The sequence below is a fragment of the Nocardia canadensis genome (assembly GCF_032656385.1).
In the GTDB taxonomy this organism is placed as follows: domain Bacteria; phylum Actinomycetota; class Actinomycetes; order Mycobacteriales; family Mycobacteriaceae; genus Nocardia; species Nocardia canadensis.
On record NZ_JAVCWB010000002.1, the window covers coordinates 218,376 to 232,237 of the forward strand.

The following is a 13,862-nucleotide window of genomic DNA, read 5'->3' on the forward strand; positions in this document are numbered from 1 at the left end:
CATGCGCGATTCACTGAAGGATCGAGTCCGACAGAAGTTGATGCGTCAGCTCGCCGAGGACGGCCCCGACCCCGAACGCGACGACTCCCGCAGCATCTCGGTGGCCGACGATCTCGAGGCGCTGGAGATGGTGCCGTCCGACGATCCGCTCGTCGAGGAACTCGCGCAGCGTTACCTGGTCTTCTGATGCGCTTGGCCGCCCAGCGGCGGTAGCTGCGGCAGCGGTTTCGTGCCGAGCCAGACCGCGAACAGCGGACGCAGCGGCGACACGCTGTAATGGCCTGCCAGATCCACGAATTCCTCGGTGGTCACCGAGGCGTGGCGATAGCGCGCGGTCCATTCCCGGATGAGTTCGAAGAACAGGTGGTCGCGCAGTTCCAGCCGCAGCGCGTGCAGGGTGAGCGCGCCGCGCTTGTAGACCCGGTCGTCGAACATGTCCTTGGGGCCGGGATCGCCGACGATGATGTCCTGCGGCTGACGGGCCAGGTTCGCGCGCGCCGCCCTGGCCAGCTGGTCCGCGGTCGGGCCGCCCGCGGCCTCCGACCAGATCCACTCGGCGTAACAGGCGAAGCCCTCGTGCAGCCAGATGTCACGCCACTGCTTCAGTGTCAGGCTGTTGCCGAACCACTGGTGGGCCAGCTCGTGCGCGACCAGCCGCTCCGACCCGCGCTTGCCGTCGCAGTGATTGGCGCCGAACACCGAGATGCCCTGTGCCTCGATCGGGATGTCGAGCTCGTCGTCGGTGACGACCACGGTGTAGTTCTCGAACGGGTACGGGCCGAACTTCTCGGTGAACAGCGCCATCATCTCGGGCTGCCGGGCGAAGTCGTGGTCGAAGTTGGCGCGCAGCCGCTGCGGGATGACGGCCTGCATCGGCACCGGCTCCCCGGGCGCGCCGATCCGGTGCTTGCGGTAGGCGCCGATCTGGATGGTCGCCAGGTAGCTGGCCATCGGCTCGGGCGCCTCGTACACCCAGGTGGTCTGGCTGGCCTTGGCCTGCTTGCGGACCAGGGTGCCGTTGGCGAGGGCGTAGAACGGGCTGTCGGTGGTGATCGAGATCCGGTAGGACGCTTTGGAACTCGGGTGGTCGTCACACGGGAACCAGGAGGCGGCGCCGTTGGGCTGACTGGCCACCAGCGCGCCCTCGGTGAGTTCCTCCCAGCCGACCTCGCCCCACGGCCCGCGTACCGGTCGGGGCGTGCCCGCGTACTGGACGGTGATCTCCAGGACGCCGCCCGCCGGGATCTTCTGCTGCGGGGTGAGCGCCAGCTTGCCCTGCTGATGACTGAACTTCGCGGCCTTGGCCCCGTTGACGAACACCTTCGACACCGTCAGCGCCTGCGACAGATCGAGGGTGAACCAGGGCCGCACCGCGGTGGTGACCGCGATGATCACCGCGCGCCCGGTCAGTCGATTGCTGGCGGGCCGGTAGCCGAGCTCTAGTTCGTACCTGGACACGCGGTAGCCGCGATTGCCGTTCTGCGGCAGGTAGGCGTCGATCGGTTCCTCGTAGAACTTGCTCCGCATCAGGCGGCTCCGCGCTGCCTCGACTCCGACGTCGAGGCGGTACCGGTCCACGGCGAGATGGGGTTGCCCCACCAGCGGGTCGACGGCGGGACCACGTCGCCGCGCATCACCAGGGACGCCGGTCCGATGGTGGCGCCCGCGCCGATGTGGGCGGCGGGCAGGGCGACGCAGTGCGGGCCGAGAGTGGCGCCCGCGTCCAGTGTCACCGTGTCCATGGACATGATGCGGTCGTGGAACAGATGGGTCTGCACCACACAGCCGCGTTCCACGGTCGCGCCGTCACCGAGTGTCACGAGGTCTGCCTCCGGAAGCCAATAGGACTCGCACCATACCCCGCGGCCGATCTTGGCACCGAGTCCGCGAAGCCACAGATTCATTACGGGAGTACCCGTGGCGGCGCGGGCGAACCAGGGTGCGGCGACGGTCTCGACGAAGGCGTCGGAGACCTCGTTGCGCCACACGAACGAACTCCACAGCGGATGCTCCACGGCCCGAATCCGCCCGACCAGCAACCACTTCGCGGCCACCGCGATGGCACCGGCCACCGCGCCGGCGGCCATCAGGACCAGGCCGGACAGCAGTGCCGCGACCAGGTAGTCGGAATGCTGGGCGATCAGGGCCAGCACGAACAGCACGCCGAGGCCGATGGCGAAGGTCACCATCACCGGGATCAAGCGGCAGGTCTCGACGATCGCCCTGGCCACCTTCAGCCGCAGCGGCGGATCGAAAGTGCGTGAGGTGTCGCTGGATTCGGCGGCCCGGCGTAGTCGCACCGGCGGGCTGCCCAGCCACGACGAGCCTGCCTTGGCCTTGCTCGGCGCGGCCGAGAGCACCGCCACCAGGCCGTTCTTGGGCACCCGCCGACCGACCGCGGTCATGCCGGAGTTGCCGAGGAAGGCGCGCTTGCCGACCTTGGCCTCGCCGATGCGCAGCCAGCCGCCGCCGAGTTCGTAGCTGGCGATCATGGTGTCGTCGGCCAGGAAGGCGCCGTCGGCGACCACGGTGAACTTGGGCAGCAGCAGCACCGTCGACGCCTCGACGTTCTTGCCGATCCGCGCGCCGAGCAGGCGCAACCACAGCGGGGTCAGCAGGCTGGCGTAGAGCGGGAACAGGAAGGTGCGGGCCGAATCGAGCAGGCGTTCGGTGGCCCACACCTGCCACCCGGTCCGGCTGCGCACCGGGTGGTAGCCCTCGCGCAGGCCGATGCCGAGCAGGCGCACGGCGATCACGGTCGCGGCGGCGTAGACGGCGAGGCTGAGCAGGGTGGCCACCGGCAGGATGGCGAAACCGCGCAGCGCGGCGGCGCCGATGGTGGTCTCCTCGCGGACCCACCAGGCGATGAAGGTGCCGCCGACGGCCAGGCCGAGCACGGGCATCGCGGCCAGCGCCATCGAGGACAGGCCGAAGACGATCAGCCAGTGCCTGGCGCGTTCGGGGGAGTGATCGGGCCAGCGGCGTGGTGCCTTGCCCGCCTTCGTCGCGGGCGAGCCCGCCCATTCCTGTTCGGCCTTGACCTTGCCCGATACCGCGGAACCGGGGGCGATCTCGGCCTTCTTGCCGATCTTGGTGCCGGGCAGCAGGATCGAGCGCGCGCCGATCACCGCGCCGTCCCCGATGGTGATACCGCCGATGTGCACGACGTCGCCGTCGACCCAGTAGCCGGACAGATCCACCTCGGGTTCGACGCTGGCGCCGTCGCCGAGTTCGAGCATGCCGGTGACCGGCGGCAGGGTGTGCAGGTCGACGCCCTTGCCGATCTTGGCGCCCAGTGCCCGCGCGAACGGCACCATCAGCGGTGCGCCGGAAAGGCTTTCGGCGCCACTGGCCTCCGACAGGCGTACGGCCGCCCACAGGCGCAGATGTACCCAGGAGCCGCGCGGATAGGTGCCGGGGCGCAGGCCTGCCAGCAGCACGCGCGCGCCTGCTACGCACAGCGTCATCCGGCCCAGCGGCGAGATGAACAGCACGAATGCCAGCACGATCCACCACCAGGACAGCCGCGGCAGCCACGGCAGCGAGGCGGACCAGCCCGCGATCGCCGACACCGCGGCCAGCCAGGTGACCCACTGCAAGCCGGTGAGGGTGGTCAGCGGGAGGGTGGCCAGCACCTGGGTGATCTGCGCGCGCAACGGCGTCGGCGCGACGACGCGCACGTCGACGGCCGCCACCGGCGCGCTCCCGTCGAGCAGTTCGACGAGCGAGCCCAGGCGCGGATGGTCGTAGAGATCGGCGACGGTGACGTGCGGATACCGCTCGCGCAACGCGCCGACCAGCTGGGCCGCCGCCAGCGAGCCGCCGCCCAGGTCGAAGAAGTCGGCGTCGAGATCGGCGGCCTCGGCGCCGAGGATGGCGTCCCACAGCCCGGCCACCCAGGCCGCCGTGCCCGCGAGACCGGACGGGGCCGGTTCCTCGGTGCTCGGCAGCGGCCAGGGCAGCGCGTCGCGGTCGACCTTGCCCGAGGTGCGGGTCGGCAGGTCGGGCACGACCGCGAGGCGGGGCACCAGCGGGGCCGGAAGCTGTTCGGCCAGAATCTCTCTGGCCTTCTTGACGTCGAAGTCGGGGCCGGCGCCGGTGAGGTAGCCGACCAGGATCTTGTTGCCCGCCTTGGTGGTCCGGATGGCGGCGGCAGCGCCGCTGACCCCGGGTAGATGCTGGAGGGCGTTGTCGATCTCGCCCAGCTCGATGCGGCGGCCGCCGATCTTGATCTGGTCGTCGGCCCGGCCGAGGAAGATCAGACCCTGGTGATCGTTGCGAACCAGATCACCACTGCGATAGGCGCGTTCCCAGCCCAGCGAAGGCAGCGGGGCGTACTTCTCGGCGTCCTTGGCCGGGTCCAGGTAGCGGGCCAGGCCGACGCCGCCGATGACGAGTTCGCCGGTCTCGCCCTCGGGCACGGGATTGCCCTGCGGGTCGACGACCGTCAGGTCCCAGCCGTCCAGCGGCAGCCCGATGCGGATCGGCATGCCGCCGTCGAGCAGCGCGGCGCAGGCGACGACCGTGGCCTCGGTGGGGCCGTAGGTGTTCCACACCTCGCGATCGGCGCCGCCGGCGAGCCGTTCGGCCAGCTCCGGCGGGACGGCCTCGCCGCCGAAGATCAGCAGGCGCACCGAGTCCAGCGCCTCGGCGGGCCAGGTGGCGGCCAGCGTCGGCACGGTGGAGACGATGCTGATCTCGCGGCGCATCAGCCACGGGCCCAGGTCGGCGCCGGTGCGGACCAGGTCGCGCGGGGCGGGGACCAGGCAGGCGCCGTGGCGCCAGGCCAGCCACATCTCCTCGCAGGAGGCGTCGAAGGCGACCGACAGCCCGGCCAGCACCCGGTCGCCGGGGCCGATCGGGGCGCGCTGCAGGAACAGTCGGGCCTCGGCGTCGACGAAGGCGGCGGCATTGCGGTGGGTGACCGCGACGCCCTTCGGGGTGCCGGTCGAGCCGGAGGTGAAGATGATCCAGGCGTCGTCGGCGGGAGTCGGCAGGGTGTTCCAGTCCGAGGCGGGCGTGCGGCCCGCGGCGGCGGTGGCCGACTCGATGCCCGCGGCCGTGGCCAGCGCGCTCACCCTGGCCTCGCCGAAGACCAGCCGGGCCCGCTCCTCCGGGTCGTCGGCGTCGACGGGAACGTAGGCGGCGCCGCAGTAGAGGACGGCCAGGATCGTGACGTACAGCGCGGCGCTGCCCGAGGGCATCCGCACGCCGACCCGGTCGCCGGGGCGCACCCCCGCGGCGGTCAGCTCGGTCATCCTGGCCTCGATCGCGGCGATCAGCTCCATGTAGCTGAGCACGACGGTGCCGTCGTCGATCGCCGGTGCGTCGGGGTGGGCCAGGGCGGTGCTGGTCAGGATGTCTACCAGGGTGCGCGGCGGCGCGGCCAGATCGGCGCGCAGGAGTGGATCACGCAACCGGCTCGCCGGGTCCTCAGTGCGTGGCTCGAGCATGGCGCTCAGTCCACCTCTCATCGGTCGACCCCCATCGGTGGTGTTTGTTGTTTCACGGGCGGGTTACCGGAGGGCAAACGGGATGGTCACCAGATGCCAACGGTACTCGGAGAAGGTGTGGCCGGACGGCAGCGCGAGGCGTGCCGCCGGCGCCGATCACGACGGCGAATCCGGTGATTCGCCGAGCGCGGTCAGCGTCAGCCGGTGCAGGGTGCGCTGTTCCTCGGGATCGAGCCGCTCCAGCACGCGCGCGGTGGCGTCGGCGATGAGGCGGTCGGTGCGCTTGCACTGCTTGCGCCCGGCGTCGGTGATCCGCAGCCGGTATTTGCGGCGGTCCTTGCCGTCGCGGGTGCGTTCGACCAGGCCGGCGCGTTCCAGCGCGTCGATCAGCCGGACGACTTCGCTGCGGTCGATGCCGAGGGCGTCGCCGACCTTCTTCTGCGTCAGGTCGGCGTTCTCCTCGATGAAGGTGAGCACCCAGTGATCGCGCAGCGGGACGTCGATCTCGGCGTGCAGTGCCTTGGTGAGCCGTCCGAGCGCGTACACCGGATAGCGCGGCAGGCCGCGGACGGGGTTCGAGTTCGTGGACATGATCGGCAACCCTAACAGATAGTGGGGGAACTCAATCATTTGGGTCATCCATCATGGATGAGGCAGATTGTTGGGCGATTCGCGGGCGGGTGGCAATCCGGCGGCAATCGGGTCTCGGCCGGGATGTCCGATTCCTTTGTGGCCGTGAGGATTACCTTTCGGATGTCGGAACCGGTCACGGCGCGGGTCGGTGGGGCGGGTCGTCGCCGTCGCGAGCGCGGCGGGTGCCACCGGTTCCGACGGGCCGATCGTGGGTGGTTGACAGCTCGCCGGATCGTCTGCCACTCTCGAAACAGGTCACGAGTACCAGCGACAAGCCCCGGCTAGCTGGTCGGCAACCCTCCTCCGCGGTGGGGTGCTCCGGGTGACGACCAGGCCGCCGTCCGCAGTGGGCGCGGCAAGCGCGGACTCGCAGCACCCTTTTCGGGAACGAGTCCCTGAGCCGACGGGATTTCGTCATGACCGCAGTAATCGACCCCACCTGTGCCCTGGCCACCGTCTCCGGTGCGGACCTGCGGGTTCCGCTCGTGCAGGGCGGGACCAAGGACTACGCCAACTTCGACTACGCCGCGAGCGCACCGGCCTTGCAGCAGGTCACCGACCGGATTTCCAAGCTGCTGCCGTACTACGCCAGCGTGCATCGCGGCGCCGGATACGCCTCGCGGATCTCCACCGAGTGCTACGAGGCGTCCCGTGGCGCGGTCGCCCGGTTCCTCGACGCCGCCGACGACCAGGTCGTCGTGTTCACCCGCAACACCACCGATTCGCTGAACCTGCTGGCCGGCTGCGTGCCCGGCGAGACCGTGGTGCTCGATATCGAGCACCACGCGAACTTCCTGCCGTGGACCGCGCACGGGCGCCGGGTCGTGCGGGCCGCCGATACCGTCGAGGAGACGATTCGCCGGGTCGTCGCCGAATTGTGCAGCAAGCCCGCCGCTTTGCTCGCGGTGACCGGCGCCTCCAACGTCACCGGTGAGGTGCTGCCGCTGGAGCGGCTGGCGACCATCGCCCACCTGTGCGGCGCGCGGATTCTCGTCGACGCGGCGCAGCTGGCGCCGCATCGCCGGATCTCCCTGCGCGAGACCGGCGTCGACTACCTCGCCTTCTCCGGGCACAAGCTGTACGCGCCGTTCGGCGCCGGTGTGCTGGTCGGTCGGCGGGACTGGCTCGACGCCGGCGAGCCGCACCTGGCCGGTGGTGGCGCGGTGCGCGAAGTCGGTGTGGCGCAGGTCGACTGGGCCGCGGCGCCGCAGCGGCACGAGGCCGGTTCGCCGAATGTGCTCGGCGCGGCCGCCATCGCCGCCGCCTGCGACGCGCTCGCCGCGATCGATCCGGAGGAGCTCGTCGCCCACGAGCGGTTCCTGGCCGACCGGTTGCGCGACGGGCTGGGTGCGATCCCGGGCGTCGAGCTGATCCGCATCTGGTCCGACAGCCCGGACTGTGTCGGCATCGTCGCCTTCACCGTGGCCGGCTATGCCCCCGGTGAGGTCGCCGCCTACCTCTCCGCTGAACACGCCATCGGTGTCCGCGACGGCCGCTTCTGCGCCCACCCCCTCCTCGCGGCCCTCGGCCTCGACGCCGCCCTGCGCGCCAGCATCGGCCTCGGCACCACCGCCGACGACGTGGACCGCTTGATCACCGCCGTCGCCACCCTCGTCGAATCCGGCCCCACCTGGACCTACGCCGCCACCGACGGCCTCTGGAACCCCACTCCCGAAACCCGCCCCCTCTCCGGCGCCGCCCTCACCGGCGCCGCCCCCTGCCTCATCGGCTGAGCCGCCACGGTGCGGTCGGACGTGCGTGTCCGGCCGCACCGCTCTGTCCCCATCGGGAATGTGCCCCGGTGATCCCTACAAGAACTGCGCTGCCGCGCGCGCCGCGGGCGCGGCGCCGCTCCACCGTGGCGAGCCCGGCTACAGATCCGGCTTGGACGCCGACGGTGACGGTATCGCTTGCGACAGGGGCTGACCTGCCGATCGGCGCCCCGGCTCGCGCAGCGGCGTTGTCAGGTGTCGAGGGCGGTGGGGCGGTGGTATCTGCCGTTGTAGTAGAGGAGGGGGGCGGCGGACGGGGATTCCCTGGTGTCGTCGTGGACTCGGGTGACCAGGCCTACGGCGAGGGTGTGGTCGCCGATGTCGATGAGTTGGTGGAGGGTGGCGCGGAGCCAGATGGGGGTGCCGTGCAGGACCGGTTCGCCGGTGTCGAGGGTGGTCCACAGGGAGCGGTCGGTGAAGCGGTCGGCGGCGGTACGGGAGAAACGGTGGGCCAGGTGGTGCTGGTGTTCGCCGAGGAAGTGGATGACGACCGAGTCGGCCGCGCGCAGGGCCTCGATGCTCGAAGACGTATGGGCGATGTTGAACGACACCAGCGGCGGTTCCAGCGACAGTGAGGCGAAGGACGTCGCCGTGAAGCCGACGGGGCCCGAGTCCGCTCCGATCGTCACCACGGTGACGCCGGCCGGATAGTGCCGCATCGAGGCCCGATACTGCTCAGCGGTGATCCCGCTCAGATCATCGGGGACGACCAGTTCGGCCGGAATACGTCGCGCATCACCCACCGCCCCAAACTACGCCTGCGGCGCGACCGCACCCATCGCCCGGTCGTCGCGCTGTGCGCCGATCGCGCCGGCCTTGTCTTCGGTGAGCACGCGGAACGCGAACACGACCTGCCACAACCCGATGAACAGGGTGGGCAGCCGCTCATAGAGCCCGGCGGAGGAATCCGCACCCGCCACGGTGTTTTCGAACGCAACGAAGAACGCGCCGACTGCCGCCAGCGACAGGACGCCGGTGGCGACCGAGAAGGCTGCCCAGCCGCGGAAGGGGCGACCCGCGGCGGCGAACGCGGCTACCGGGAACGCCAGGAAAACCACCAGCGCGCCCATGCTGTGCACCGTGCCGATCGCGGTGACGGCATCGGACTCACCGGCGGGGAATCCGAGCGCAGGGTCGGTGGGGGCAACGCCGATCAGGACCAGCCCCGCTCCCGCGACGAGCAGCGACACATATCCCGAAGTCCGGATGGCCGCCGAACGCCGGAGCGCCTCGGCGAAGCACAGGGTCAGCACGCCGTAGACGACGAAGTTCGCGATTTGTATCCAGCCGTGCCGGCCAAGGCTGAGCGTGCTGATGGTGTCGTGCGAGGAGTCGTAGTCCGGCTGCACCGCACCGTTGACGAGATAGGTCAGGACGAAGAGAACGGGACCGGTCGCACCCGCCGCCACCATGGCATGCGTACAACGTATACTCATGTGTACAACGTACACGGATTGTGCGTACGTAGTACACACGAGAGAGAATCAGGCGTGACATTCCTCTGGGAACGGCTTGCGCAGGCCACCGGCGCACCGGGTAAGGCTCTGTCCGCTCAGCGCATCGCCGCGACGGCGGTGGCCGTTGCCGACGCCGACGGACTCGACGCGATCACCATGCGCCGCCTCGCCGCCGAGCTGGGCGTCGCGCCCATGGCCGCCTACCGCCACGTGGCGAACAAGGACGAGGTGCTGGAACTGATGGTCGACCTCGTCTACGGCGAGATCGACCTGTCCGCCGGGATCGACTGGCGCACGACCCTGCGCGAGATGGCACTGGCTGTCCGCGCTCTGATCCTGCGCCACCCGTGGCTCACCCGCCTGTCGGCCCCGCAGATGGTCTACGAGCTGACACCGCATCGCATGGCGCTGACGGAACTGGCTCTCGCCGCACTCCACGACGACCTCGGCCTCGACCTCGATACCGCGATGGCGGCCTGTCGCACCGTCTCCATGTATGTCCAGGGCGCGACCAGCGCCGAAATCGGTCTGCGCGACCTCATGGACGATCGCGGCTGGACCACCGGCGCGGATGCCCGCGCGGGTCTCGCCACACACCTGCGGTGGCTTCTCGACACCGGCCGCTATCCGACCTTCCAGCGTTACGCCCAGGCGGCGGACCGCAAAGACGACCTGCGATGGCAGTTCGAAACCGGCCTCGATCAGGTCCTCGACGGAATCGGCTGCGCCGCACACTGAATCGCCCGAACCGATTCACCGGCGTGGCAAAGCGCCTCGGACTCAGTCGACCTCGATCGGCAACCCGGCGGTGATCCGGACGAGTTCGCGGAAGTTGGTGCGGAACACCGTGTTCGGATGTCCACCCGCGGCCCACACCTCGGTGTGCTCGGCCAGGGCGGTGTCGACCCAGGTGGGCAGATTGGTGGGATGGCCGACGGGGGCGGTGCCGTCGATCGGCTGGCCGGTGACGCGCTCGACCAGGGCGGTGGGCGCCGGGGTGAGCCTGCCCTCCAGGCGTTTGCCGGTCCGCGTCAGATCGACCTGATGGTGGTCGGCGACCAGCAACAGGACGGGGTCGTCGTCGAGCAGGAAGACCTGCGAGGTGGTGATCGCGGTGGGCGGGGCGCCCAGAGCGCGGGCGGCATCGGCCGCGGTGGCAGCGGGCGTCTCGGGCGAAACGATGACGCCGTGATGCCCGCGGGCGATGAGCGTATCGGCGACGCGGCATGCGACCGCCGGTAGAGACGACCTGCGCATGAAATCCAGAGTAGGACGATTGCGGGAAATATGCCGGGGGAGCGGGATTTTGGGGTTCATCCCAGGGGCTGCGCACATCCCTGGCGGCGCGCCAATAGACTCGGCCCATGACTGAATGGCAGGCCTTCACCGTCGAGATCGCCGACCACGTTGCCCAGGTCACACTGACCGGGCCGGGTAAGGGCAACGCGATGGGACCCGATTTCTGGCGTGAGCTGCCGGAGATCTTCCGCGAGCTCGACGCCGACCCGCAGGTGCGGGCCGTGGTGCTCACCGGCGCGGGCAAGCACTTCTCCTTCGGGCTCGACCTGGCGGCGATGGGCGGCATGCTCGCCCCGGTGCTGGCCGACGACGCCAAGGCCGCGCCGCGCACCGAGTTCCTCAAGGTCGTGCGCGGTATGCAGGACTCGGTGACCGCGGTCGCCGAGTGCACCAAGCCGGTGATCGCGGCCGTGTCCGGCTGGTGCATCGGTGGTGGCCTCGACCTGATCGCGGCCGCCGACATCCGGCTGGCCAGCGAGGACGCCAAGTTCAGCCTGCGGGAGGCGAAGGTCGCGATCGTCGCCGACATCGGCTCGCTGCAGCGTCTGCCCGGCATCATCGGCGAGGGCAACCTGCGCGAGCTCGCGTACACCGCCAAGGACATCGACGCCGCGCGCGCCGAGCGGATCGGCCTGGTCAACGAGGTGTTCGCCGATCAGGAGGCCGTCGTCGCGGCCGCGCACGCGATGGCCCGCGAGATCGCCGACAACCCGCCGCTGGTGGTGCAGGGCATCAAGGACGTGCTCGAGCACCGGACCGCTCCGGCGGTGGCCGACGGCCTGCGCTACGTGTCGACCTGGAACGCGGCGTTCCTGCCGTCCAAGGACCTCACCGAGGCGATCACGGCGGTGTTCCAGAAGCGCGCGCCGGAGTTTAAGGGCGAGTAAAGGCAGTATAAACGGTTGCCCCGGCGACCGTTCTGTCTACATACTTGCATCACACAACTAATTGATTGATGCAAGTAAAGGTGAACTGAAGTGATGGACAACGAGCCCGCGATCGACGCGATCGCGGTCCAGCTCGTCCGGCTGCACCGGCTGCGGGACCGGACGCTGGCCCAGATCAAGGACCGCTCCGGCATCGACCCGGCGGGCTTCGTCGTGCTGTTCCGGCTGGTCTGTGACGGGCCGATGCGCTCGGGCGCGCTGGCCGAGGCGGTGCACTCGGACGCGTCGACGGTGAGCAGGCAGGTGGCCCAGCTGGTCGACCGGGAACTGGTGCGCCGCGTCGCCGACCCCGACGACGGCCGCGCCACCGTGCTGGAGGTGACCGACCAGGGCCGGGAGGTCGCCGAGCGGATCCGAACCCGGCGTCGCGAGTCGGTCGCCGTCGTCACCGAGGACTGGTCGCCCGAGGATCGCGCGACCTTCGCCGCGCTGCTGACGCGCTTCGTCGACGACTACGACGTGGCCCGCCCGACCCTGCTGACCCGCTCGACCGCGCTCAGCGCTACCGCGATGGAGAACGATTCGTGACGACAACCGCGGCCCCGGTGGAATCACCTGCCGGCTTCACCCACCGCCAGATCCTGACCATCCTGTCCGGCCTCATGCTCGGCATGCTGCTGGCCTCGCTCGATCAGACGATCGTGTCGACCTCGATCCGCACCATCGCCGACGACCTGCACGGCTACTCACTGCAGGCCTGGGCGACGACGGCCTACCTGATCACCGCGACGATCAGCACCCCGCTCTACGGCAAGCTCTCGGACATGTTCGGCCGTAAGCCGTTCTTCCTCACCGCGATCGGACTGTTCGTCATCGGCTCGCTGCTGTGTACGTTCGCCACGTCGATGTACCAGCTGGCGGCCTTCCGCGCGTTCCAGGGTCTGGGTGCCGGCGGGTTGATGTCGCTGGCGCTGGCCATCATGGGCGACATCATCAGCCCCCGCGAACGTGCCCGCTACCAGGGCTACTTCCTGGCCGTGTTCGGTATCTCGAGCGTGCTCGGGCCGGTGCTCGGCGGTCTGCTGGCCGGGCAGGACACCATTCTCGGCGTCACCGGCTGGCGCTGGGTGTTCCTGGTGAACGTGCCGCTGGGCCTGCTCGCGCTGGTCGTGGTGACCCGGGTGCTGCAACTGCCGCGCAAGCCGCACGCCACCCACCGCATCGACTTCGGCGGCGCGCTGGTGCTCGCGATCGGACTGGTCCCGCTGCTGATCGTGGCCGAGCAGGGCCGCGAATGGGGTTGGGGCAGTACCGCGTCGGTGGTCTGCTATCTGATCGGCGCCGCGGGCGTCCTCGGGTTCGTCGCGGTCGAGAAGGTCATGGGCGATGCGGCGATGATCCCGTTGCGCATCTTCACCAACACCACGTTCGCGCTCGGCGTGGTGATCTCGTTCGTGGTCGGCGCCGCCATGTTCGGCGGCATGCTGCTGCTGCCGCAGTACCTGCAGGTCGTGCGGGGCGCGGGACCCACCGAGGCGGGTCTGCAGATGCTGCCGATGGTGCTCGGCCTGATGACCGGTTCGATCGTGTCGGGTCGGCTGATCTCGAAAACCGGCCGCTACCGGGCCTTCCCGGTGATCGGCGCGACGGTGCTGACCCTCGGCCTGTTCCTGCTGCACCTGCTCGACGCCGACAGCCCGCTGTGGCTGGCGATGATCTTCATGGCGCTGGCCGGCTTCGGTCTCGGCAACCTGCTCCAGCCGATGACGCTGGCGCTGCAGAACGCGTTGCCGCCCGAGGACATGGGCGTGTCCACCGCCTCGGCCACGTTCTTCCGGCAGATCGGCGGCACGCTCGGCGCCGCAGTCTTCCTGTCGATCCTGTTCTCGCTGCTCACCCCGAACATCACCGAGCGGATGCAGCAGGCGGCCACCGATCCGGCCTACCAGCAGGCCGTGGTCGCGGGTGCGCAGAGCGGCAACCCGGCCGATGCCGCGCTGGCCAAGGGCCTGCTGGCGCACGACACCTCGGCGGCGGGCCAGGTGCTCGAGGACAGCTCGATCATCCAGCAGCTGAATCCGGTGCTGGCCAAGCCGTTCCAGGTGGGCTTCGCCGATTCGATGTCGACGGTGTTCCTGGTGGCGACCGGGGTCGCGCTGCTGGCGCTGCTGCTGGTGCTGTTCTGGAAGGAGGCCCCGCTGCGGATGCAGGGCGGCATCCAAGCCGCCGGTGACACCAAGGCCGCCGACGGCGCGGGCGCGCTGGTCGACACGGCGGCGCAGTCCAGTGCCGCGGACGCCGACCACAGCGCCGACGACGCGGGCGGCCGGGTGCGGGCCGCGGCGCCCCCGGCATGATCGA

General features: G+C 70.1%; 13 protein-coding genes and 1 riboswitch. Of the genes, 7 read left to right on the top strand and 6 right to left on the bottom strand.

The annotated features are described in order from the left end of the window. The first annotated feature begins 1 nt into the window (after nt 1). Nucleotides 2–187: a hypothetical protein gene (locus Q7X29_RS04265; protein ID WP_218720711.1), complete on the top strand. Its 186-nt coding sequence runs from the start codon at nt 2–4 to the stop codon at nt 185–187. On the opposite strand, the gene Q7X29_RS04270 is transcribed toward Q7X29_RS04265, so the two are convergent. From Q7X29_RS04270 to Q7X29_RS04280, 3 genes are all read right to left on the bottom strand, one after another. Beyond that, on the bottom strand, nt 172–1,527 hold the full coding sequence (locus Q7X29_RS04270) for a M1 family metallopeptidase (RefSeq protein ID WP_218720712.1): 1,356 nt from the start codon (nt 1,525–1,527) through the stop codon (nt 172–174). The genes Q7X29_RS04265 and Q7X29_RS04270 overlap by 16 nt on opposite strands. Next, nucleotides 1,527–5,453, bottom strand: coding sequence for a Pls/PosA family non-ribosomal peptide synthetase (locus Q7X29_RS04275; protein WP_218720747.1), 3,927 nt, complete (start codon nt 5,451–5,453; stop codon nt 1,527–1,529). Before Q7X29_RS04275 ends, Q7X29_RS04270 begins: the two co-directional genes overlap by 1 nt. A gap of 156 nt (nt 5,454–5,609) precedes the next feature. Continuing rightward, on the bottom strand, nt 5,610–6,044 hold the full coding sequence (locus Q7X29_RS04280; protein WP_218720713.1) for a MarR family winged helix-turn-helix transcriptional regulator: 435 nt from the start codon (nt 6,042–6,044) through the stop codon (nt 5,610–5,612). A gap of 295 nt (nt 6,045–6,339) precedes the next feature. Further along, nucleotides 6,340–6,454, top strand: a riboswitch (SAM riboswitch). A gap of 48 nt (nt 6,455–6,502) precedes the next feature. Here Q7X29_RS04280 and Q7X29_RS04285 point away from each other — a divergent pair. Next, a complete protein-coding gene (locus tag Q7X29_RS04285; protein WP_316573351.1) occupies nt 6,503–7,819 on the top strand; it encodes an aminotransferase class V-fold PLP-dependent enzyme in 1,317 nt (438 codons plus the stop codon). A 58-nt stretch (nt 7,820–7,877) separates the two neighbouring features. Beyond that, a complete protein-coding gene (locus Q7X29_RS04290) occupies nt 7,878–8,012 on the top strand; it encodes an excalibur calcium-binding domain-containing protein (RefSeq protein WP_316573352.1) in 135 nt (44 codons plus the stop codon). A gap of 37 nt (nt 8,013–8,049) precedes the next feature. Here Q7X29_RS04290 and Q7X29_RS04295 read toward each other — a convergent pair whose 3' ends face one another. Further along, nucleotides 8,050–8,517, bottom strand: coding sequence for a flavin reductase family protein (locus Q7X29_RS04295; protein WP_255588399.1), 468 nt, complete (start codon nt 8,515–8,517; stop codon nt 8,050–8,052). Nucleotides 8,518–8,610: 93 nt separating this feature from the next. Then, a complete protein-coding gene (locus Q7X29_RS04300; RefSeq protein ID WP_316573353.1) occupies nt 8,611–9,309 on the bottom strand; it encodes a DUF998 domain-containing protein in 699 nt (232 codons plus the stop codon). 39 nt (nt 9,310–9,348) lie between these two features. Here Q7X29_RS04300 and Q7X29_RS04305 point away from each other — a divergent pair, with 39 nt between their 5' ends. Continuing rightward, complete coding sequence (locus tag Q7X29_RS04305) at nt 9,349–10,053, top strand: TetR/AcrR family transcriptional regulator (RefSeq protein ID WP_316573354.1); 705 nt, start codon at nt 9,349–9,351, stop codon at nt 10,051–10,053. Between the two features lie 42 nt (nt 10,054–10,095). On the opposite strand, the gene Q7X29_RS04310 is transcribed toward Q7X29_RS04305, so the two are convergent. Beyond that, nucleotides 10,096–10,572 (bottom strand): YbaK/EbsC family protein, encoded by a 477-nt coding sequence (locus tag Q7X29_RS04310; protein ID WP_218720718.1) that lies wholly within the window; start codon nt 10,570–10,572, stop codon nt 10,096–10,098. 107 nt (nt 10,573–10,679) lie between these two features. Between Q7X29_RS04310 and Q7X29_RS04315 the strand changes: the two genes are divergently transcribed. The 3 genes from Q7X29_RS04315 (at nt 10,680) to Q7X29_RS04325 (ending at nt 13,858) form a co-directional block, all read left to right on the top strand. Further along, on the top strand, nt 10,680–11,501 hold the full coding sequence (locus Q7X29_RS04315; protein WP_218720719.1) for a crotonase/enoyl-CoA hydratase family protein: 822 nt from the start codon (nt 10,680–10,682) through the stop codon (nt 11,499–11,501). Between the two features lie 93 nt (nt 11,502–11,594). Continuing rightward, nucleotides 11,595–12,089, top strand: coding sequence for a MarR family winged helix-turn-helix transcriptional regulator (locus Q7X29_RS04320; protein ID WP_316573699.1), 495 nt, complete (start codon nt 11,595–11,597; stop codon nt 12,087–12,089). After that, complete coding sequence (locus tag Q7X29_RS04325) at nt 12,086–13,858, top strand: MDR family MFS transporter (protein ID WP_316573355.1); 1,773 nt, start codon at nt 12,086–12,088, stop codon at nt 13,856–13,858. The genes Q7X29_RS04320 and Q7X29_RS04325 overlap by 4 nt, the downstream gene beginning before the upstream one ends. Nucleotides 13,859–13,862 lie beyond the last annotated feature (4 nt).

What these genes read in the sequence shown, in the direction of transcription:
- Q7X29_RS04275 (WP_218720747.1), bottom strand. Translation starts at nt 5,453, where the DNA reads ATGCTCGAGCCACGCACTGAGGACCCGGCGAGCCGGTTGCGTGATCCA.
- Q7X29_RS04270 (WP_218720712.1), bottom strand. Translation starts at nt 1,527, where the DNA reads ATGCGGAGCAAGTTCTACGAGGAACCGATCGACGCCTACCTGCCGCAG.
- Q7X29_RS04280 (WP_218720713.1), bottom strand. Translation starts at nt 6,044, where the DNA reads ATGTCCACGAACTCGAACCCCGTCCGCGGCCTGCCGCGCTATCCGGTG.
- Q7X29_RS04315 (WP_218720719.1), top strand. Translation starts at nt 10,680, where the DNA reads ATGACTGAATGGCAGGCCTTCACCGTCGAGATCGCCGACCACGTTGCC.
- Q7X29_RS04265 (WP_218720711.1), top strand. Translation starts at nt 2, where the DNA reads ATGCGCGATTCACTGAAGGATCGAGTCCGACAGAAGTTGATGCGTCAG.
- Q7X29_RS04295 (WP_255588399.1), bottom strand. Translation starts at nt 8,517, where the DNA reads ATGCGGCACTATCCGGCCGGCGTCACCGTGGTGACGATCGGAGCGGAC.
- Q7X29_RS04285 (WP_316573351.1), top strand. Translation starts at nt 6,503, where the DNA reads ATGACCGCAGTAATCGACCCCACCTGTGCCCTGGCCACCGTCTCCGGT.
- Q7X29_RS04320 (WP_316573699.1), top strand. Translation starts at nt 11,595, where the DNA reads ATGGACAACGAGCCCGCGATCGACGCGATCGCGGTCCAGCTCGTCCGG.
- Q7X29_RS04290 (WP_316573352.1), top strand. Translation starts at nt 7,878, where the DNA reads ATGTGCCCCGGTGATCCCTACAAGAACTGCGCTGCCGCGCGCGCCGCG.
- Q7X29_RS04310 (WP_218720718.1), bottom strand. Translation starts at nt 10,572, where the DNA reads ATGCGCAGGTCGTCTCTACCGGCGGTCGCATGCCGCGTCGCCGATACG.